The following is a 20,021-nucleotide window of genomic DNA, read 5'->3' as shown; positions in this document are numbered from 1 at the left end:
GACATTGCTATTGAATTTTAAATTGAATTTTAAATTGATTTTTGATATTGATTTTTGAGAAAAAATATACTATGAAAATATCAGGGGCAGAAGCCGTTATTAGATGTTTATTAGCAGAGGGAGTAGATTTGGTTTACGGATATCCGGGAGGAGCCATAATGCCTGTTTACGACGAATTATATAAATTTCAGGATCAATTACACCACGTTTTAGTGCGTCACGAACAAGGTGCAACACATGCAGCTCAGGGATATGCAAGAGCTACAGGAAAAGTGGGGGTAGCGATTGCTACTTCAGGACCGGGAGCTACAAACCTAGTCACAGGAATTGCAGATGCTCAAATCGACTCAACACCAATGGTTTGTATTACAGGACAGGTGGGAAGGCATTTGTTGGGTTCTGATGCTTTTCAGGAAACGGATATTATCGGGATTTCAACTCCGGTGACCAAATGGAATTATCAGGTTACTGAAGCTTCTCAAATTCCTGAAATTATAGCAAAAGCATTTTACATTGCACGTTCCGGACGTCCGGGGCCTGTATTGATCGATATTACTAAGAACGCTCAGTTTGATGAGTTCGAATTTAGTTACGAAAAATGTACAGGAATCAGAAGTTATATTCCGGTTCCTAAATTAAAATTAGACAAAGTAGCCGAAGCTGCTGCTTTGATCAATAGTGCTAAAAAACCGTTTATCGTTTTTGGTCAGGGAATAATCCTTGGTCAGGCCGAAGAACAATTAAAAGCATTTATCGAAAAATCAGGAATTCCGGCAGGATGGACTATCCTTGGACTTTCGGCTTTGCCTACAGATCACCCGTTAAACGTTGGAATGTTAGGAATGCATGGGAATTATGCGCCAAATTTATTGACAAACGAATGCGATGTTTTAATTGCTTTAGGGATGCGTTTTGACGATCGTGTTACCGGAAACTTAAAAACTTACGCAAAACAGGCAAAAGTAATTCACTTTGAAATTGATCCTGCAGAAGTTGATAAAAACGTAAAAACTGAAGTAGCTGTTTTAGGAGACGTAAGAGAATCTTTAAATGCGTTATTGCCATTAATTGAAGCAAAATCACATGATTTGTGGCATAACGAATTCAAAGAATTACATAAAATAGAAGTAGAAACGGTTATAAACGAAGAGTTAAACCCAACAAACAATAAAGGTATTTCGATGGGTGAAACTATGGAAATGATCAACAAACACTCAAAAGGCGATGCGATTATTGTTTCAGATGTTGGACAACATCAAATGTTTGCTTGTCGTTACGCTAAATTTAATCAGACCAAGAGTAATATTACCTCGGGAGGTTTAGGAACAATGGGATTTGCATTGCCGGCTTCGATTGGAGCTAAGATGGGAAGGCCGGATCGAGAAGTAGTAGCTATCATTGGAGATGGCGGTTTCCAGATGACCATTCAGGAATTAGGTACAATTTTCCAGACAAAAGTTCCGGTAAAAATTGTTATCCTGAACAATGAATTCTTAGGGATGGTACGTCAGTGGCAAGAGTTATTTTTTGATAACCGATACGCTTCTACAAATATGATTAATCCAAATTTTGTTGCCATTGCAGAAGGATATTACATTAAATCTAAAAAAGTAACACAAAGAGAAGATCTGGATGCAGCTGTCGCAGAAATGATGGCTTCAAAAGATTCTTATTTCTTAGAAGTTATGGTCGAAAAAGAGAATAATGTATTCCCAATGATTCCAACAGGAGCATGTGTTTCTGAAATTAGATTAAGCTAAAGAAAAAAAGTTTCAGGTTTCAGGTTAAAAGTTTCAAGTTAAGATTGGAACTTCAAACCTGAAACAAAATAAACTTTAAACAAAAATTACATGGAAGATAAAACATTTACCATATCGGTATACTCAGAAAATAACGTGGGGTTGTTAAATAGAATATCAGGTATATTCTTAAAGCGTCACATTAATATATTAAGCCTAAATGTTTCAGAATCAGAAATAGAGAATGTTTCTAGATTTATTATCGTTGTAAATACAACGGAGAAATGGGTTAAGAATATTGTGGGGCAGATAGAAAAGCAAATAGAAGTAATAAAAGCTTTTTATCATACAGATGAAGAGACTATTTATCTTGAAAATGCTTTATTCAAAATTGCTTCAAGTTTATTGTTTGATGAAAAACAAATTCAAAATATCATCAAAGAAAGTCAGGCAACAATCGTAACCGTTTCTCGTGATTTCTTCGTGATTTCAAAATCAGGAAGACGTTCTGAAATTGAAGAATTATATGCAAAGTTCAAACCTTACGGCATTATGCAATTTGTGCGTTCGGGCAGAATATCAGTTTCTAAACAAAAAATGGAAATTTCATCATTGTTAGAAACATTCAAATAGTATCATCTTAGTTACATATTAATCAATTATTAAATTACAACACTCATTAAATATTAAAAACAAAATGGCAAATTATTTCAATACATTACCACTTAGATTACAATTAGAACAATTAGGCGTTTGCGAATTTATGGAGCAATCAGAATTTGCAGACGGGATTTCAGCATTAGCAGGAAAAAAAGTTGTCATTGTAGGCTGTGGTGCACAAGGTTTGAATCAGGGGTTAAACATGAGAGATTCCGGATTAGACATTTCATATGCATTACGTGCAGATGCAATCGCTGAAAAAAGAGCTTCTTATAAAAATGCTACTGAAAACGGATTTACAGTAGGTACTTACGAAGAATTAATTCCAACTGCTGATCTAGTTTGTAACTTAACACCAGATAAACAACATACTGCTGTAGTTACCGCCATTATGCCATTAATGAAACAAGGTTCGACTTTAGCATACTCTCACGGATTTAATATTGTTGAAGAAGGAATGCAGATTCGTAAAGATATTACAGTAATTATGTGTGCGCCTAAATGTCCAGGTTCTGAGGTTCGTGAAGAATACAAAAGAGGATTTGGTGTGCCAACACTTATCGCTGTTCACCCGGAGAATGATCCAAACGGTTTTGGTTTAGATCAGGCAAAAGCTTATGCTGTAGCAACCGGAGGACATAAAGCAGGAGTTTTAAAATCATCATTCGTTGCTGAAGTAAAATCAGATTTAATGGGTGAGCAAACTATCCTTTGCGGATTATTGCAAACAGGATCTATTTTGTGTTTTGATAAAATGGTAGAAAAAGGAATCGAGCCTGCATATGCTTCAAAATTAATTCAATACGGATGGGAAACTATCACAGAAGCGTTGAAACATGGAGGTATTACCAATATGATGGATCGTTTGTCTAACCCGGCAAAAATCGAAGCTTACGAAATTGCTGAAGAATTAAAAGACATTATGCGTCCGTTATTCCAAAAACACCAGGATGATATTATTTCAGGAGAATTCTCAAGAACTATGATGATTGACTGGGCTAATGACGATAAAAACTTATTGACATGGAGAGCTGCAACAGGAGAAACTAACTTTGAGAAAACAGCTCCAACTGATGCGCCAATTGCTGAGCAGGAATATTTTGACAACGGAGTTTTAATGATTGCAATGGTGAAAGCTGGTGTAGAATTAGCTTTCGAAACCATGACAGAAGCTGGAATTATCGAAGAATCAGCTTATTATGAGTCATTACACGAATTGCCTTTGATTGCTAATACAATTGCAAGAAAAAAATTATTTGAAATGAACCGTGTAATCTCGGATACAGCAGAATATGGTTGTTATTTATTCGACCACGCTTGTAAACCGTTATTGACAGATTATATGAAAACTGTTGAAACTAATGTTATAGGAAAACCATTCTCGACTTCTAACGGAGTAGACAATGCAATCTTAATTGCAGTAAACAAAGAAATTCGTCAACATCCTATCGAAGAAGTAGGAGCATGGTTGAGAGAGTCTATGACTGCAATGAAAAAAATTGGATAATAAATTGGGAATTACCACACATTCGGTTGTGGAATTTGCACTGTATCTTTGTTTTGTATGATATTTTGAATTAGTAAGCACTTATTAAAAAAAAATGGATATAGATGTATATTGCATTCACTTAACTTCTGCGAGCAAGTAAGTTAAGTGAAGCTAATCCCTAATAAGGGGTATATTTGGTAAAAGATATACTTGTTGAAGTTTCATTTATAATTAATACAGATGCTGCTATTTTCAAAATAGACCAATGCATTGTAATACAGAATTACAAAATTAATTGTTATTGAAATTGTTAAAATAAAAAGGCATGGTATTCATTTACTGTGCCTTTTTTGCAACATGCTTTTTTGGTTAAAAAAGTAAAATTTTATAGTTTATGTAGAAAAAAGCAATATTTTTTTTAATATGTGTTTTTTTTAGATAAAATTTATGAATTAAATAATTTTAAGAATACGCTGATATTTAATACATTTATAAAAAAATTCCAAAAACATATGAGTTATTATAAAATTGAAAATTTAGAACAATATTTTAAACATTACAATAAGTCAATAAGGGAACCAAGGAAGTTTTGGGGGAAGATTGCTGAAGAAAATTTTACCTGGTACCAACAATGGGAAAAAGTAGTTGATTTTAATATGGCTGATGCCGAAGTGAAATGGTTTACTGACGCAAAAGTTAACATTACCAAAAATTGCATCGATAGACACTTAAGTAAAAGAGGGGAAAAAACGGCGATTATTTTTGAACCAAATGATCCTTCAGAAAGTGCTTTACATATAACGTATAACGAACTATACGAAAAAGTTTCGAAAATGGCGAATGTTTTGCGTGAGCAAGGTGTTCGTAAAGGAGACAGAGTTTGTATTTATTTACCAATGATTCCTGAATTGGCTGTTGCAGTTTTAGCTTGCGCCAGAATAGGGGCAATTCACTCTGTTATTTTTGCAGGATTTTCAGCTTCGGCGGTTTCTGCAAGAATCAATGATTGCGAGTGTAAAATGGTAATTACTTCAGATGGAGGTTACAGAGGAAATAAAAACATTGATTTAAAAGGAATTGTAGATGAAGCATTAGATACCTGCCCATCTGTTTCTAACGTTTTGGTTGTAAAAAGAACAAACACTAACGTTAAAATGAAAGAAGGACGTGACCAATGGTTACAGCCTTTATTGGATGCAGCTTTAGATAATAGCGTTGCTGAAATTATGGATGCCGAAGATCCTTTATTTATTTTGTATACTTCCGGATCTACAGGAAAACCTAAAGGAATGGTGCATACCACAGCCGGATATATGGTTTACACAGCCTATACTTTTAAAAATGTTTTTAGTCATGAAGAAAATGATATTTTCTGGTGTACTGCAGATATTGGCTGGATTACAGGTCACTCTTATATATTATACGGACCATTATTGAATGGAGGAACAACCGTAATTTTTGAAGGTGTACCGTCTTATCCGGATTTTAGCCGTTTTTGGGATATTATCGAAAAACACAAAGTAACTCAGTTTTATACAGCACCAACCGCTATCCGTTCATTAGCAAAAGAAAGTTTAGATTATATTCAAAAATATCCTCTAAAATCGCTAAAAGTTATTGGATCAGTAGGGGAGCCTATCAACGAAGAAGCCTGGCACTGGTTTAATGACCACGTTGGAGATAAAAGATGTCCGGTGGTTGATACGTGGTGGCAAACAGAAACGGGTGGAATCATGATTTCGCCAATTGCTTTTGTAACGCCAACAAAACCAACCTATGCAACTTTGCCATTACCGGGAATTCAACCCGTTTTGATGGATGAAAAACGCAACGAGATCGAAGGAAATCAGGTTGTAGGTAGTTTGTGTATAAAATTTCCATGGCCAGGAATCGCCAGAACAATCTGGGGAGATCACCAACGTTACAAAGACACTTACTTCTCTGCTTTCCCTGGAAAATATTTTACAGGAGATGGAGCTTTAAGAGACGAAGTTGGATATTATAGAATTACCGGTAGGGTAGATGATGTTGTAATTGTTTCAGGACATAATTTAGGAACAGCTCCTATCGAAGATGCAATCAACGAGCATCCTGCAGTTGCAGAATCTGCAATTGTTGGATTCCCACACGATATTAAAGGAAATGCTTTATATGGCTTTGTGATTCTAAAAGAAACTGGAGAATATAGAGATAGAGCTAACTTAACCAAAGAGATCAATCAATATATTTCTGATCATATTGGACCAATTGCCAAATTAGATAAAATTCAGTTCGTATCTGGTTTGCCAAAAACACGTTCAGGAAAAATCATGCGTAGAATTTTACGTAAGATTGCCGAAGGTGATTACTCGAACTTTGGAGATATTTCGACTTTATTGAATCCGGAAATTGTAGACGAAATTAAGAACGAAAGAATTTCTTAATTTTGAAAATAATAGAATAAAAAATGCCTCTTAATTTTAAGAGGCATTTTTTTATATTGTAAAAATTAATTGTAGATTTTAGCGCGTTTTTTGTCATTTCGACGTAAGGAGAAATCTTCGCAAGTAACTCCGTATAGAAAAGGGTTTTCTTATATTTTCTTTAAATAATAATAGCAAAGATTCTAAACTTAAATTTCCTTATATAACTTATATTATATGGTTTGAATTTTTTACTTAATTCCTAATCTCGATTTCAACTTCAAAAATAACAGCGCAATTTTATACGCATCTTCTGCAGAGGAATTTCGGTCGCTTTTTGGAATTTTGTAAATTTCGCTTAAGTCGTCCAAAGAAAACTGTTTGTCATTGATGTCCATTAATTTTCTGTACATCATATCAATGTCTAAAGCTTCATTTTTCAATCTTCCACAATCCAGACGCTCTAAAGCCGCATTTAGCATTTCGATATCAAAATTAATATGATGTCCTACTAAAATAGAATTGCCTATAAAGTTAACAAATGCTTCAATAGCATCTGGTTCAGGCATTTTAAGCATTTTGCTTTCAATGATAAACTCATTCGAAAGTCCGTTATCCTGCAAAAATTTGTATTGCAGTAAAACAGCTTCGAAATTATCTTTTATTACAATTCCATCATCAATTACTGAAAAAGCACCCAGAGATAAAATAACATCTTTATTAGGGTTTAACCCAGAAGTTTCAGTAGATAAAACTACAAATCTATTAGGTTTTGTTTCGAATTTTGTCAGGTATTCTTTCCAGAAATCCGGATATTCTTTGTTGATATTTTTAATCCAGTCTAGCATATTTATGAGAATTGTGTAAGTTGAAATTTACTCTTAATTAGTTCCTCAAGGTCTTTCATTGGGGTTAAGGCATTTTTTAACTTTTCTTTGTCTGTTTTAGACATTTCTCGCAAATTGATATATTGTCCTGAGTCATCATTCTTTAATCCTTCGACAGTTCTAAATTTTGACAGCGTTAAAAAAGCTTCGGCACAGCTTAAATAAATTTCAGCATTTTTAGAATCTGTTATTGCTAATTGTTTGAATCTTAAATAAGTATTTTTGATTCCTTTGATATTGGCATTTAAAATTAATAAACGTGCTGCATCAATTAATGGCATTAATGCGCGGGTTTTAATATCAAATTTTGTTTTATGCGGACCTTCTTCTTCAACAATAAATTTCTTGAAGAAACTTAAAGGAGAATTTCTTTTTAAAGCATCGTTGCCTAAAAAGTCAAAGAATAAGGTATTATTGACAGCATTCTTAAAAATAACATTTTCGATTACTTCTTCGATCTTTGGTTCTCCAAAAACAATTTCATAATCAAAGAAAATACTGCTTAAATCATTACTGTTTTCACCTGGAGTATTCATCCAGCTGTTGTATTGTTTTGTCCAGTCTGTCAATGATTTACACCATAACATATTACTTCCCATATGACCATTTGGACAATATTCGTAACCAACTTTTTCTAAGATAGAAGTCGTTCTTTTGGCCAGTCTTAAAAAATAATCTTTTACTTCTCTGTATTTCTCAGGAGCAACATCTTCAAAAATAAGAATACTGTCCTGATCTGTAAGTAAAAGTTGTTCCTTACGTCCTTGACTACCAATGCTTAACCATGCAAAACGGGCAGGAGGTGAGCCTAAATCTAAAATCGAAAGCTCAACAGCACGTTTTATGATAGCCAGGTTAATTTCGCTGGCAATATTACTAACATGTGAAATCGGAATATTCTTTTGAATCGAATTTTGAATCAAGTCAGATAAACGATCACGTATTTGTTTTAAGTCTTTAGGAAGCTGAGAGCGTTTAATTTCTTTAATTAAAACACCAGGATTACTAGCCTGAGCCACAATTAAATCGTGCTCAGAAATGATTCCTTTTACAGCAGATTTGCTTGTACCGTCTTTGGTAACACATAAATGCGTTACGTTATTTTTAAGCATAAGCAATTGCGCTTCGGCAAGAGAAACGTTTTCGATCACAGTAACTACCGGAGATGACATAATCTTATCAATCGTTTCTGTTATAGGATAGCGGCCAGTTGCAATCTTAGAGGATAAATCAGCATTGGTTACGATACCAATTGGATTATTCTTTTCGCAAATCACAATGTTATCTACCATTGATTCCGTCATCAGGATCGCAACATCTTTAATAATGCGATTAGATTCTGTTGTTAATGGAGAATTATTATAGGCAAGTGATTGAATATATTGCATTTCTGATTGCTGATCTACGTAGAAAGCAGTATCAGAAATCAGTTTTCCGTTAGAGTTTACATTGTCTTTTGCATGTCTTGAATTAATTGCAAAATTCTCTAATAAAAAGTTTAAAACATCAGAATTATTAGCGACAAAAGGCCTAAAAACAGCGATCGGAATAGCATAAATAATACTTTCTTCACGTGCTTTTGCTGTCATCATATAGTTATTTTTGGCAAAAAACGGACGTAAACCAAAAATGTCGCCTTCATGGCATTTGTTTATAATTGTTTCTTCAGCATCAGCAATTGTGGTTAAATTTATGACACCCGAAGCCACAACATAAAAACTATCATGAAGTAAGTCGTTAATTTGAAAAAGTATAGCGTGTTTTTCTAAGTTGATAACACGAATGTTCGTAGCAATATCAGATAATTCCTGAAAAGTTAAATTATCAAATGGCGGGTATTCTTTTAAAAAATCTGCAATATGCTCAGCAATTGTATTCATATGTTTGATAATTTTTTTAAAGTATCGAATGTAAAAATAATAAAATAAACTCTTACAATGAAAGCATCTTTGCCAGAATGTAATTATTTTAATAAAATGTTAAAATTTAATGATTTACAGGCTTTAAAAATGACTTTTTGGGATTTTAAAATCATTATTATCATTTGAAATTATATGCATATCCGGAAATAGAGCAGCAATTAATTCTAAAGAATTCTTTTGTGGTTAAATTATCTGATTTTGTTTCAGAAAAAAGACTGGATTGGAGATTGTATTGGAGAAGGTTTTAAAATATTCTATTTTACATAATATAAATTATAGTTCAAATATAATACTGCATATAGCAGTGTAAGGCTTTGTAAATTCTGTGCTCCTGTAAAATATTAAAAGTTGTTATTTTAAATTCTCACTCTTAACGCACAGCTGAATAAATTTCTTAATCGTAAAGTTTAGTGAGAATCGTTTCTTTGGGAACTAAATCAGATCCGCCTCTTTTAGTAAATTGTATTACGCCTTCATTTGCATAAAGTACCGCGCTTACAGAAGCGTTTTTAGACTTCATGTTAATTTGGGCTTTTTCACCAAGTACATAAACATATCCGGTAACTTCCATAACACCTGTAACGAATTTTTCATTAGCGCTTGTAATTTCTGCAGTTCCGAATATTTTACTGTTTGATTGCGCTATATTTAAAGTTAAAACATATTCCTTGCTGCAATCTTTGCAATTCTCAGTGCTCCATGTTCCTGTAAATCGATTTGTTTGTGAATGTGCTGAAAAAGAAATTAATAGCAACAAAAGAATGATTTTTTTCATTGGGATTGTCTTTGTTTGTAAATTTGCTTCAAATATAAACCAAAAAAGCATTCACCGTGGTGAATGCTTTTTCTTTTCAATAAAAATTGAATTATTTTATTTTTTTCAAATAAACAGATTTTCCGTTTAATGCCACATTAATTTCATTGTTTTTCTCTGAAAAAGTCGTTCTCAAAGCATTTCCTTTAAAAATGGTAACATCACCGTAAACTTTTCCGGTTTCATCAGAAACATATTCAAATAATAATTTTTTGTTATCAGGCTCAATTCCAATTTTATAACTTGAGAATTTTGATGTGTCTAAATTAAATTCCTGCTGAGTGTCAATGATTTTACCGTCTGCATAAAAATTGGTAACTGATTTATTTAAAGTAATATCAGGATAATACTGATTTACTTTTTGAAGAAGTGCGTATTGCTCGACACTAGCATCTTCTTTTTTAGACGTGATAGTCTGTGCAAATGAAACTGTTGTAAAAATAAGAGCAAATAGTAAAGATAAATTTTTCATAAATTTTAATTTTTAGGATTAGTTTGAAAATCAATTATTGAAATCCAATTTAGATTTAAAATCAACACACTTTTTATATAAAAATGCATTCGATTATATAACAAGGTACTAAATATTTACCTTTGCAGGAAATTAAAAGCAATTTTTTAAGAAAATGACAACAAAAAAATACATTAAACTCATCCTTATTTTAGGTTCTTTGACAGCACTTGGCCCTTTTTCAATTGATATGTACTTACCTGGCTTCTCTGGTATTGCTAAAGATTTGCATACAACTGTAGCAAAAGTTTCTATGAGTTTATCCAGTTATTTTATCGGAATTTCGGCCGGACAATTGCTTTATGGACCATTATTGGACCGTTTTGGACGTAAAAAACCTTTGTTTATTGGTCTTTTAGTTTACATATTGGCCTCATTAGGTTGTGTTTATGTTACTAATATTGATTCGTTTATACTTTTGCGATTTGTTCAGGCAATTGGTAGTTGTGCAGCAACAGTAGCTTCTGTAGCAATGGTGCGAGATTTATTTCCTGTAAAAGATATTCCTAAAGTTTTCTCTTTATTAATGCTGGTTCTTGGGCTTTCGCCGATGTTGGCGCCAACAATTGGTGGTTATGTTACAGAAGATTATGGCTGGCATACCGTGTTTTTTATCCTAATGTGTATGGGAATCGCTATTTTAATTGCTGCCCAGGTTGGTTTGCCAAATAGCTATAAACCTGACACTTCTATCTCATTAAAGCCAAAACCGATCATTTCGAACTTTTTAAAAGTTTTAAAAGAACCTCAGTTTTTTACGTACGCCTTTACAGGATCCATTTCTTTTTCGGGCTTATTTACTTACGTAGCGGCCTCTCCTATAATTTTTATGGATATTTATCATGTAGATGCTAAAACTTATGGATGGATTTTTGCTTTTATGTCGGTAAGTTTTATTGGATCAAGTCAGTTAAATTCAGTTTTATTGAAGAAATTCTCAAGCGAACAAATGATTTTTGGAGCGCTAATTACGCAATCTGTTATTGCTATTGTTTTTCTCGTACTTGCTGTAAATAATTTGTTAGGATTGTACGAAACGATCGCAATGCTTTTCATGTTTTTGGGATGTTTAGGAATTTCAAACCCAAATACAGCCGGACTTACGATGGCGCCGTTTGCTAAAAATGCCGGAAGTGCCTCAGCTTTAATGGGTGCTATTCAGTTAGGATTAGGAGCTTTAGCATCGTTTGCTGTTGGTGTTTTTGTAAAAGATTCTGTAGCGCCAATGGTTATTATTATGACATCAACAACAATTATTGCTTTTATAGTTTTAAATATCGGAAAACGTTTTATTAAAGAAAAAGTTGAAGTTTCTAAAGATGACGATGTTTTGGCGGGGCATTAAAAGTAAAATAATTTTCAATTTTTTAAATGCCAAATTCCAATGAATTGGGGATAGTAAAATCGAAAAAAAAATAAAAACTCCCATTTTAGCGCAACTTGTCATTTCGACGTGAGGAGAAATCACACACGAAACTCGACAAAGATTGGGGATATTCAATATGGAATTTCTAGTGTGATTTCTCATTCTTCGAAATGACAAAAAAGAGCATAAAAAAGCCAGAATTATTTAATTCTGGCTTTTTGCATTTATTGATCTTCACAATCTGGAATTTTAATCATTCGCTTTGTTGTCTTTTATCCGGTCTGATGATCATTCTCAAAGACTGATCTCTTGCAAAATAAGCAACCATCCAGTTCCAGAATGTGTTTAATCTGTTTCTGTAAGTGATTAGCGATATCAAGTGGATAAACAACCAGATAACCCAGGCAAAGAATCCTTTGAAATGCCATTTTGGACTTGGTAAATCAACTACGGCTTTGTTTTTACCAATGATTGCCATAGAGCCTTTGTCGTTGTAAGCAAAAGGTTTTAAAGGTTTGTTTTGTACTAATGCTTTAAAGTTTTTAGCCAAATTTAATCCTTGCTGAATAGCGACCTGAGCCACTTGCGGATGTCCGTCATGAAAATTTTTATCTCCGGCTGTAATGGCTGTGTCACCAATGGCATAAATATTTATTAGGCCATTTACTTTATTATATTGATCCGTTGCCATACGTCTTCCGCGGCCATAACTTTCTTTTGGGATTCCGTCAAAAAGTTTTGCAGAAACTCCGGCTGCCCAAATTAAGTTTTTGGTTTTGATGGTTTCTCCGTTTTCAAAATGTACGGTATCATCAATATAATCTACTACGCGAGTGTGTAGTTTAACTACAACCCCTAATTTGGTAAGCGCGTCTAAGGTGTCTTCTTGTGAAGCTTTGCTCATAGGGGCGAGTAGTGCGTCTCCCCCATCGACCAAATACACATTACTGGCTGATGTTTCTAATTCCGGATATTCTTTCAACAGGATATTTTTACGCATTTCGGCAAACATTCCTGATACCTCTACTCCTGTTGGTCCTCCTCCGGCAACAACAATTGTTAATAATTTACGGCGTTTACGGATATCTTTGGTAATAGCGGCCTTTTCCAGGTTTTTAAGCAAGGTATTACGCATTTCGATGGCATCATTTAAGGTCTTCATCGGAATGGCGTTTTTCATTACGTTTTCCATACCAAAATAGCTGGTTTCAGCTCCTGTGGCAAAAACTAAATGATCGTATGATAATTCGCCGTTATTAAGGATTATTTTATTTTCGGCAGGAACTACAGAAAGCAATTCACCTAAACGAAACTGAAGATTTTTTTTGCCTGCAAAGAATTTTCTAAAAGGATAACTTATACTTGATGGTTCTAAAAAAGCAGTAGCAACCTGATATATCAGTGGGGGAAAGAAATTATAATTGTTTTTGTCTACAAGGGTTACTTGTATTTGAGGATGGTCTACAAGCTCTTTCGCAAGATTTATTCCTGCAAAACCACCTCCTATGATGACTATGTTCATATATGTTGTTTTATTTAAGTAGATTTTATAAAAATATAGCTTAAATGTACAACTTTAAAATACAATGACAAATGTCAGTATTATTACTTTTTGAATTTTTTAACAGGTTTTTCTGTTACTTCAACTTTGTTTTGCAAAACGTAATTGGCTAACAATTTTTCTATTAATTCGTCTTTAGTAAGATGATGAAAAACGGTTTTTACTTTTGTTTTTAAGTCGGCTGAAATATCGTGATTGGGTTTTGTTTTGAAGATTTGTTTTGCCCATAAAAGCGTATTATTTTCTTCTAAACTTACTACTGAAGGTTTTTGAAATTGAGTGAATTTAATTCCTAATTCTTTTTCGAATTCCGGAATTTCAGCTGTTTCTTCTTCTTGTAATACGGTCAAAGAAAGTCCCTTTGCTCCTGCCCTTGCGGTTCTACCGCTTCTGTGCACGTAGTTTTCATAAGTATCAGGTAAATGATAATTGACTACATAAGAGATTTCTTTTACGTCGATACCTCTTGCTGCTAAATCGGTTGCAACCAGAATATTGATATGTCCTTCACGGAATTGCTCCATGATTCTGTCACGGATTCCCTGAGATAAACTTCCGTGTAATGCTCCTGAAGAAAAACGATTAATCGCTAAGTTTTTTGCTAATTTGTTTACTGCAGCTTTAGTTTTACAGAAGATGATTCCGCGTTCTCCGTCTCTTGAGTTTAAGAAATGCATTAAGATATCTAATTTCTCAATTGGGTCAACAACAATATATTCGTGATCAATTCCTTGGTTACCAACGGTTTCCATATTGGCGCTAACCTGAACTACGTTTTTGTTTAAGTAATTTTGAATCAGTTGTTTGATTGTTCCCGGCAAAGTGGCTGAGAATAATAAAGTTCTGTGTTTTTTAGGAAGTTCGGCTACGATTTCGTCCAGGCTTTCTTTTAGAATAGAAATCATTTCATCGGCTTCGTCCAAGACTAAATATTGTGCTTGTTTTAAGTCGATTGCTTTACGCTGAATCAAATCGATTAAACGCCCTGGTGTTGCAACAACAATATGTGTAGGTTGTGATAATCGCTCGATTTGAGGTTTTATTGGTATTCCGCCACAAGTTGAAGCTATTGAGATGTTTGGGATATGTTTTCCGAAATCTTCTAAATTTCTGAATATTTGTTGTCCAAGTTCTCTGGTTGGTACCAAAATTACAGTTTGTATAATTGGTGATTCGGTGTTGATTAATTGTAATAATGGCAATCCGAAAGCAGCTGTTTTACCGGTTCCGGTTTTGGCTAAACCTACAACATCGTGGGTTTCAGTCAGCAATAACGGAATTGTTTTTTGTTGAATTTCTGTTGGTTCAACAATGTTCAATTCGCTTAAAGCTTTTAAAATTGGTGCTGAAATTCCTAGTGATGAGAATTGTTTAGACATTGTTTTTTTATTGTAGAGTTCTGATTTTAGATTTTAGATTCTGCCACAGATTACTCCGATTAAAATGATTTTTTAGAACCTTTGGTTCTGTTTTTTCTTCACAATTATGTCATCCCTCATTTTTTGGGATGACATATATTGCGTATAATTTTACTTTACTTCTTATAAATACTAAGTCTCTAGCCCTGATGGTAGCGGCATCCTTTTGTGCCGGTGTTCGGCGCAAAAGATATAGTGGACAGCAGGAAATAGCTCCTAATTATTTAAATTTCAATTTTTTCAAATTCCAAATTCCAATTGACCACTTTAAACTAAAAAAAAACTTGAAACAAATTTTTTCTAATCCTCGTCTGGTTCGTTCATGATTTTCTCACGATACTTTTTACCAATTAATAAAACTAGTTTTAGTTTATAATCGTCAACTAACCATTCGCGGTAGTTTTTACTACATTGGCTCAAACATTTAGAATAGCGTTTGATACGACAGTCAATATCATCGTCAAGCTCTTTTCCTAATGATTTTGCTTCCTGAAGAGTTTCGGTATTATCAACACACATTGAAGCATGTTGCTCTAATGATTTGTCTAATACTACTTTAGAACGTAAATTTTGTTTAATGATTAGTTTGTGTTCTTCATCAACATCAAAAGTAACATCGGCAGTTTTAGCGAATTTTGCGCGTAATTCCGGCGGCATACTGTATTTGAAATACAATTCGATTTCGGTATCATCACGAAGGTTTTCCAGGTAAAATTCTGGTGATTTAAAAATGTGCTGCCAGTTTACCGGCTCGCTCCATAAACCAAAACGTGCTGCATTGTTTCCTAAATCAATCACTGTAAACTCGTCTTTACCAGGTAATTTACGAGATCCACGACCGATCATTTGGTAATATAATGTTAACGATTTTGTCGCTCTGTTCAGGATAATAGTTTCTACAGTTGGCTCATCGAAACCTGTGGTTAAGATTCCGACAGATGTTAAAATCGCATCCGGAGTCTTTTTGAACCATGCCAGGATATCTTTACGTTCTTCTGAACTGCTTGTATTATCAAGGTGTCTGATGTCGTAACCGGCTTCTCTAAAGGTTTCATATACATATAATGAGGTATGAATACCGTTGTTGAAAATCAGTGTTTTTTTGCCTAACGAACGTTCTGTATACGCGTGCAGCAATTTTTCCTGCATGATGGTATTCGTATATAGATCATCTGATGATTTTACGGTGTAATCTCCGTTGATACCTACTTTTAATGATGTTAATCCCACATCATAACTATAGGTTGTTGCACGAGCAAGGAAACCTTTGTCGATCAATGAACTAATGGTGTCTCCCACAATAAGTTCATCATAACTCTGGTGCATAGGTAATTTTATATTCGAACTCAACGGTGTTGCTGTTACCCCAAGGATAAAGGCATTTTTGAATGAGTTTAATAATTTTCTGAATGAATTGTAATGTGCCTCATCGATAATAACCAAACCAATGTTATCAAGGTGCAATTTCTCGTCATTGATACGGTTTTTTAAAGTCTCAACCATGGCCACAAAACAAGAAAAATCGTTTTGGTCCGGTAATTCTTTTACCTTACTGTTAATGATTTTGTTAGAAACACCAAACCCTTTAAGCATTTTCGAGGTTTGTTTACAAAGTTCGATACGATGCGTTAAAACCACCACTTTTTTATCATTATTTGCTAAATAACGACGTACGATTTCGGAAAAAATCACTGTTTTTCCACCACCAGTAGGCAATTGATATAATAAATGATGTTTCGAAGGAGCATTGTCTAAACGTTCAAAAATGGCATCGATATCGCCTTTTTGGTATGCATAAAGTTCTTTTTTCTCTTCTCTTTCTATTTCTAAAGTGTTTTGAGACATTGTTTATTTTTGGATTTTTGCAAAAATACACCGAAAAAACAGTTATTCATCTTATTTTAACGTAAAATAAATGATTTTTTTAAATAAGATTTTTTATGAGAAAAGCCTTTATAAGTCGATTTTTTCTAAAATTGCCTCAAAATCATACTTGTTTTTCCATTTTTGTTGAATAGTTTCTTGTTCGATTGTCAGAATTCTATCTTTAAAATCATGTAAAATTCCGTTGGAAATTACAAAATTTACTGCCTGATCAAATGAATTCAAAATGCTTTTGTAAAATAATTCCTGCTTAATAAAATTGTTTGACGAATAGGTTTGTGCTATTTCGATGTTATAGAGCATAATATCGGCAATGACAAAAGGATCAACTCCTATCATTATAAAATGTTTAATGATTTTTTGAGCAACAGAACGACGCATCTTGGCTTTTGGGCGCCACTTTGCATTGGGTTTCTTTATAGGGAAATATTCATGCGATATTTTGACTTTTGATTCCTGCAAAAGTTTATCCTCTTTAGGATTAAAAACAAAATCATAATAGACTTTTACCGGAGCAAATTTTTCGTACAGCTCGATAATTTGTTCTTCGAGTTGCTCTTTGTTTAATTCGGCCAGATATTTTTTTAAATCACGTTTACTCATTATCAAACTTTAAGGTTACAAAAGTAAATTACTTTCCTGATTCATACCGCAAAAACCAACGATAATACTTAATTTTGCTTGCATAAACTTAAAAAATATATACATGCTCAAGATTTTCAAAGTTACCGCAATTTTAGAAGGAATCTCTTATTTAGTTTTATTTGCTAATATGCTTGTTATCAAAAACAATAATCCCGAACTATATCATACATTATTACGTCCGTTAGGAATGACTCACGGGGTATTATTTATAGGGTATATTATACTGGCAGTTTTATTGAGAAAATCTCAGAACTGGGACCTTAAAACTTTCGGAATTATCCTTATTGCTTCTCTTGTTCCGTTTGGAACTTTTTATATCGAGAAGAAATACTTAGAAAGTAATGCATAAGCTTTTGGATAAAATATTTAATTTTTTATATCCGCTTTTTAGGGATTGGGGAATGAGCCGCAATTTTGCATCTTATATTAGCCTTGTCCTTAATATTGCTATCATGGTAGCTTTAGCTTTTGCCATTTATTATGTAGCAAAATTCGTTTTGGTGACCTTAACGGCCATTTTTGCCCAAAAAACCAAAACAAAATTTGATGATTATCTCATTCATAACAAAACCACAAAATATACGGCCTACTTAATTCCGTTTTTCTTTATATATAAAGCTGTTCCTATTATTCTGGATAAATACGAATATTGGGAATCGTTGTTTGGAAAAATAGTGGGTATCTATATTGTTTTGATTAGTTTATGGATCATCAGAACAATTTTTAATGCTTTACGTGATTATCTAAAACAAAAACCTGAATACAGCGACAAACCTATCGATAGCTTTGTTCAGGTTATTATGATTGTGCTTTGGATTTTTGGAGTGGCGATGATTATTTCGACGCTTTTCGGCATCAAAAAAGGAGAACTTTTAACGATTCTGGGAACACTTTCGGCTATTATTATCTTGATTTTCAGGGATACTATTTTAGGATTTGTTTCGAGCGTTCAGGTTGCTATAAACGATATGGTGCGTATTGGCGACTGGATTACAATGGATAAATTTGGTGCTGATGGTGATGTGATCGAAATAAACCTAACTACAGTAAAGGTTCGAAATTTTGACAATACGATTACCACGATTCCGACATATGCCTTGAGTTCTGACTCTTTCCAGAACTGGCGAGGTATGCAAAAATCTGACGGAAGACGTATAAAAAGACACATTCTCATAAAAAGCAGCAGTATTCGTTTCCTGAATAATGATGATCTTAATCATATGAAGCGCGTGCAGCTTATCAGTTCTTATATCGAAACGAGACAAGCCGAAATCGAGAAATACAACGATTTGCGCGGTGTTGATAAATCACTTTCGCTAAATGGCCGAAATATGACGAATTTGGGCTTGTTCCGTAAATATATCATGCAATATTTGATAACACACCCGGGACTGAATAAAGATATGCATATTATGTGCCGTCAGCTACAATCGACTGCGCATGGGGTTCCGTTAGAGATTTATGCTTTTTCGAGCGATAAACGCTGGGCGAATTACGAATATATTATGGCGGATATTTTTGATCATGTTATGGCTTCGGTTGTTTATTTTGATCTTGAAATTTTTGAATTACCATCGACGATTGGGCCTTTAAGTTAGTTTTCAGTCTCAGTTTTCAGTCTCAGTTTTCAGTCTCAGTTAAACTGAAAACCGAGACCGAGACTGAAAACTATTTTTTAATTTCTTCAAAAACAAACTTCGAATTGTGGTATTCTATTGGTGTTCCGGGCATGAAGCACGGTAGATTGAAGTAAGTTGTAATAATGCCGCTTCCTAAATACAATTTATTGTCTTTTTTTAGCAAAGCTAATGGAATCCTTTTCCAGCTTCCTCCGTTGGATATAAAATGAAAATCGCCTCTTAAAGTATCTCCTTTTATATCTCCCCTTACATCTCCGGAATCTTTGCCTTGCTGGTAATACGATCTTTCGTAATGTCCAAAAAATCGTTTGTCATTAATATTTATAGATAAAACTGCGGTGTCTTTATCACTTACGGCATGATAGACCATATGCTTGTAATCGCTTTTTTTGTCTTTAGAATCACAGGACACGATTAAGATTACGATTAAAATTAAAAACAATAAAGATTTTATATTCATAGGTTGAAAGCTTTTTCAAATCATATAAGTCATCTAAGTTCATTTAAAGCTGTACGCTTAATTTTAGAGCAACTTATAATATCTTATATCACTTATATGGTGAAATTTTATTTATAATTCATATGGTAAAACTAATTTTTGCATTAGAATTTTTTCTAAATTTAAAGAAAAAACATGGAAGATAGAGATGCTTTTTTAAGAGAATTCAGAGGAGAGACTTTAGGAACTGTAAGTGCTCAATCTTCACCGGATGAGTTGTTTCAAAATCAGACGATTAGACCTATTTTAAAACTTCAAAATGATTTGTTTGTTGCGGTTTTTACTAACTATGTCAATAAAAACAAAGCTGATTTTTACTCGTATACGGTTGAAAAGAAATTGCAGACAATCGAAAATTCCATTCAAAAAGATATTAAGTTTCGAAATTCACTAAAAGGAATTGTCATGGCGCTTTTTACTATTGAAGAATACGATACTTATATTCAGAACTCTTCGAGTCTAAACAAACGAATGATGAATTTATTGATTGATCGTTTAAAAAGCCAGGTGCAGTTGTTTGAGTTGGAAACTAATAATTAAATATAAATAATGTCAATAAGAACCTTATGGATTATCCTGATTAA

At 33.5% G+C, this 20,021-nt stretch carries 17 protein-coding genes; 8 read left to right on the top strand and 9 right to left on the bottom strand.

Annotated features, from left to right (window positions below; all coding sequences use genetic code 11):
* Positions 1 to 71 precede the first annotated feature (71 nt).
* The 4 genes from ilvB (at position 72) to acs (ending at position 6,311) form a co-directional block, all read left to right on the top strand.
* Positions 72 to 1,760, top strand: coding sequence for a biosynthetic-type acetolactate synthase large subunit (ilvB, locus tag GIY83_RS08245; RefSeq protein WP_194614623.1), 1,689 nt, complete (start codon positions 72 to 74; stop codon positions 1,758 to 1,760).
* Positions 1,761 to 1,850: 90 nt separating this feature from the next.
* Positions 1,851 to 2,372, top strand: a complete 522-nt coding sequence (ilvN, locus tag GIY83_RS08240; RefSeq protein ID WP_194614622.1) for an acetolactate synthase small subunit — start codon at positions 1,851 to 1,853, stop codon at positions 2,370 to 2,372.
* Positions 2,373 to 2,436: 64 nt separating this feature from the next.
* Positions 2,437 to 3,906, top strand: a complete 1,470-nt coding sequence (ilvC, locus tag GIY83_RS08235; protein ID WP_194614621.1) for a ketol-acid reductoisomerase — start codon at positions 2,437 to 2,439, stop codon at positions 3,904 to 3,906.
* A 494-nt stretch (positions 3,907 to 4,400) separates the two neighbouring features.
* A complete protein-coding gene (gene acs / locus GIY83_RS08230; protein ID WP_194614620.1) occupies positions 4,401 to 6,311 on the top strand; it encodes an acetate--CoA ligase in 1,911 nt (636 codons plus the stop codon).
* A gap of 230 nt (positions 6,312 to 6,541) precedes the next feature.
* Here the strand turns inward: acs and GIY83_RS08225 are convergent, their stop codons facing one another.
* The 4 genes from GIY83_RS08225 to GIY83_RS08210 all read right to left on the bottom strand — a co-directional run bounded on the left by GIY83_RS08225 (position 6,542) and on the right by GIY83_RS08210 (position 10,385).
* Positions 6,542 to 7,138, bottom strand: coding sequence for a PolC-type DNA polymerase III (locus GIY83_RS08225; RefSeq protein WP_194614619.1), 597 nt, complete (start codon positions 7,136 to 7,138; stop codon positions 6,542 to 6,544).
* A gap of 2 nt (positions 7,139 to 7,140) precedes the next feature.
* Positions 7,141 to 9,057, bottom strand: a complete 1,917-nt coding sequence (locus GIY83_RS08220; protein WP_194614618.1) for a DUF294 nucleotidyltransferase-like domain-containing protein — start codon at positions 9,055 to 9,057, stop codon at positions 7,141 to 7,143.
* 436 nt (positions 9,058 to 9,493) lie between these two features.
* Positions 9,494 to 9,874, bottom strand: a complete 381-nt coding sequence (locus tag GIY83_RS08215) for a hypothetical protein (protein WP_194614606.1) — start codon at positions 9,872 to 9,874, stop codon at positions 9,494 to 9,496.
* A gap of 91 nt (positions 9,875 to 9,965) precedes the next feature.
* Positions 9,966 to 10,385, bottom strand: coding sequence for a hypothetical protein (locus GIY83_RS08210; protein WP_194614605.1), 420 nt, complete (start codon positions 10,383 to 10,385; stop codon positions 9,966 to 9,968).
* Between the two features lie 154 nt (positions 10,386 to 10,539).
* Here GIY83_RS08210 and GIY83_RS08205 point away from each other — a divergent pair, with 154 nt between their 5' ends.
* Positions 10,540 to 11,769 (top strand): multidrug effflux MFS transporter, encoded by a 1,230-nt coding sequence (locus GIY83_RS08205; RefSeq protein WP_194614604.1) that lies wholly within the window; start codon positions 10,540 to 10,542, stop codon positions 11,767 to 11,769.
* A 274-nt stretch (positions 11,770 to 12,043) separates the two neighbouring features.
* Here the strand turns inward: GIY83_RS08205 and GIY83_RS08200 are convergent, their stop codons facing one another.
* The 4 genes from GIY83_RS08200 to GIY83_RS08185 all read right to left on the bottom strand — a co-directional run bounded on the left by GIY83_RS08200 (position 12,044) and on the right by GIY83_RS08185 (position 17,256).
* The gene (locus tag GIY83_RS08200; protein WP_208686254.1) at positions 12,044 to 13,312 is read right to left on the bottom strand and encodes an NAD(P)/FAD-dependent oxidoreductase; all 1,269 of its coding nucleotides are present in this window, start codon (positions 13,310 to 13,312) and stop codon (positions 12,044 to 12,046) included.
* Positions 13,313 to 13,395: 83 nt separating this feature from the next.
* Entirely contained in the window at positions 13,396 to 14,730 is a 1,335-nt protein-coding gene (locus GIY83_RS08195; protein ID WP_208686252.1) for a DEAD/DEAH box helicase, read from the bottom strand.
* Positions 14,731 to 15,069: 339 nt separating this feature from the next.
* A complete protein-coding gene (locus GIY83_RS08190; protein ID WP_194614601.1) occupies positions 15,070 to 16,614 on the bottom strand; it encodes a DEAD/DEAH box helicase in 1,545 nt (514 codons plus the stop codon).
* 108 nt (positions 16,615 to 16,722) lie between these two features.
* Complete coding sequence (locus tag GIY83_RS08185; protein ID WP_208686250.1) at positions 16,723 to 17,256, bottom strand: DUF6155 family protein; 534 nt, start codon at positions 17,254 to 17,256, stop codon at positions 16,723 to 16,725.
* 103 nt (positions 17,257 to 17,359) lie between these two features.
* On the opposite strand from GIY83_RS08185, the gene GIY83_RS08180 reads away from it, so the two are divergent.
* Entirely contained in the window at positions 17,360 to 17,647 is a 288-nt protein-coding gene (locus GIY83_RS08180; protein ID WP_194614599.1) for a DUF3817 domain-containing protein, read from the top strand.
* Positions 17,640 to 18,896, top strand: coding sequence for a mechanosensitive ion channel family protein (locus GIY83_RS08175; protein WP_194614598.1), 1,257 nt, complete (start codon positions 17,640 to 17,642; stop codon positions 18,894 to 18,896). The genes GIY83_RS08180 and GIY83_RS08175 overlap by 8 nt, the downstream gene beginning before the upstream one ends.
* Before the next feature lie 70 nt (positions 18,897 to 18,966).
* On the opposite strand, the gene GIY83_RS08170 is transcribed toward GIY83_RS08175, so the two are convergent.
* The gene (locus tag GIY83_RS08170; protein ID WP_194614597.1) at positions 18,967 to 19,398 is read right to left on the bottom strand and encodes a hypothetical protein; all 432 of its coding nucleotides are present in this window, start codon (positions 19,396 to 19,398) and stop codon (positions 18,967 to 18,969) included.
* 174 nt (positions 19,399 to 19,572) lie between these two features.
* On the opposite strand from GIY83_RS08170, the gene GIY83_RS08165 reads away from it, so the two are divergent.
* A complete protein-coding gene (locus GIY83_RS08165; RefSeq protein ID WP_194614596.1) occupies positions 19,573 to 19,977 on the top strand; it encodes a glyoxalase in 405 nt (134 codons plus the stop codon).
* Positions 19,978 to 20,021: the final 44 nt, after the last annotated feature.

The organism is Flavobacterium sp. SLB02, from assembly GCF_009664855.1.
Lineage (GTDB): Bacteria > Bacteroidota > Bacteroidia > Flavobacteriales > Flavobacteriaceae > Flavobacterium.
Note: the sequence above shows the minus strand (reverse complement) of the source record. Positions and strands in the feature narration are given on the sequence as shown.

What these genes read in the sequence shown, in the direction of transcription:
- ilvB (WP_194614623.1), top strand. Translation starts at nt 72, where the DNA reads ATGAAAATATCAGGGGCAGAAGCCGTTATTAGATGTTTATTAGCAGAG.
- ilvN (WP_194614622.1), top strand. Translation starts at nt 1,851, where the DNA reads ATGGAAGATAAAACATTTACCATATCGGTATACTCAGAAAATAACGTG.
- ilvC (WP_194614621.1), top strand. Translation starts at nt 2,437, where the DNA reads ATGGCAAATTATTTCAATACATTACCACTTAGATTACAATTAGAACAA.
- acs (WP_194614620.1), top strand. Translation starts at nt 4,401, where the DNA reads ATGAGTTATTATAAAATTGAAAATTTAGAACAATATTTTAAACATTAC.
- GIY83_RS08225 (WP_194614619.1), bottom strand. Translation starts at nt 7,138, where the DNA reads ATGCTAGACTGGATTAAAAATATCAACAAAGAATATCCGGATTTCTGG.
- GIY83_RS08220 (WP_194614618.1), bottom strand. Translation starts at nt 9,057, where the DNA reads ATGAATACAATTGCTGAGCATATTGCAGATTTTTTAAAAGAATACCCG.
- GIY83_RS08215 (WP_194614606.1), bottom strand. Translation starts at nt 9,874, where the DNA reads ATGAAAAAAATCATTCTTTTGTTGCTATTAATTTCTTTTTCAGCACAT.
- GIY83_RS08210 (WP_194614605.1), bottom strand. Translation starts at nt 10,385, where the DNA reads ATGAAAAATTTATCTTTACTATTTGCTCTTATTTTTACAACAGTTTCA.
- GIY83_RS08205 (WP_194614604.1), top strand. Translation starts at nt 10,540, where the DNA reads ATGACAACAAAAAAATACATTAAACTCATCCTTATTTTAGGTTCTTTG.
- GIY83_RS08200 (WP_208686254.1), bottom strand. Translation starts at nt 13,312, where the DNA reads ATGAACATAGTCATCATAGGAGGTGGTTTTGCAGGAATAAATCTTGCG.
- GIY83_RS08195 (WP_208686252.1), bottom strand. Translation starts at nt 14,730, where the DNA reads ATGTCTAAACAATTCTCATCACTAGGAATTTCAGCACCAATTTTAAAA.
- GIY83_RS08190 (WP_194614601.1), bottom strand. Translation starts at nt 16,614, where the DNA reads ATGTCTCAAAACACTTTAGAAATAGAAAGAGAAGAGAAAAAAGAACTT.
- GIY83_RS08185 (WP_208686250.1), bottom strand. Translation starts at nt 17,256, where the DNA reads ATGAGTAAACGTGATTTAAAAAAATATCTGGCCGAATTAAACAAAGAG.
- GIY83_RS08180 (WP_194614599.1), top strand. Translation starts at nt 17,360, where the DNA reads ATGCTCAAGATTTTCAAAGTTACCGCAATTTTAGAAGGAATCTCTTAT.
- GIY83_RS08175 (WP_194614598.1), top strand. Translation starts at nt 17,640, where the DNA reads ATGCATAAGCTTTTGGATAAAATATTTAATTTTTTATATCCGCTTTTT.
- GIY83_RS08170 (WP_194614597.1), bottom strand. Translation starts at nt 19,398, where the DNA reads ATGAATATAAAATCTTTATTGTTTTTAATTTTAATCGTAATCTTAATC.
- GIY83_RS08165 (WP_194614596.1), top strand. Translation starts at nt 19,573, where the DNA reads ATGGAAGATAGAGATGCTTTTTTAAGAGAATTCAGAGGAGAGACTTTA.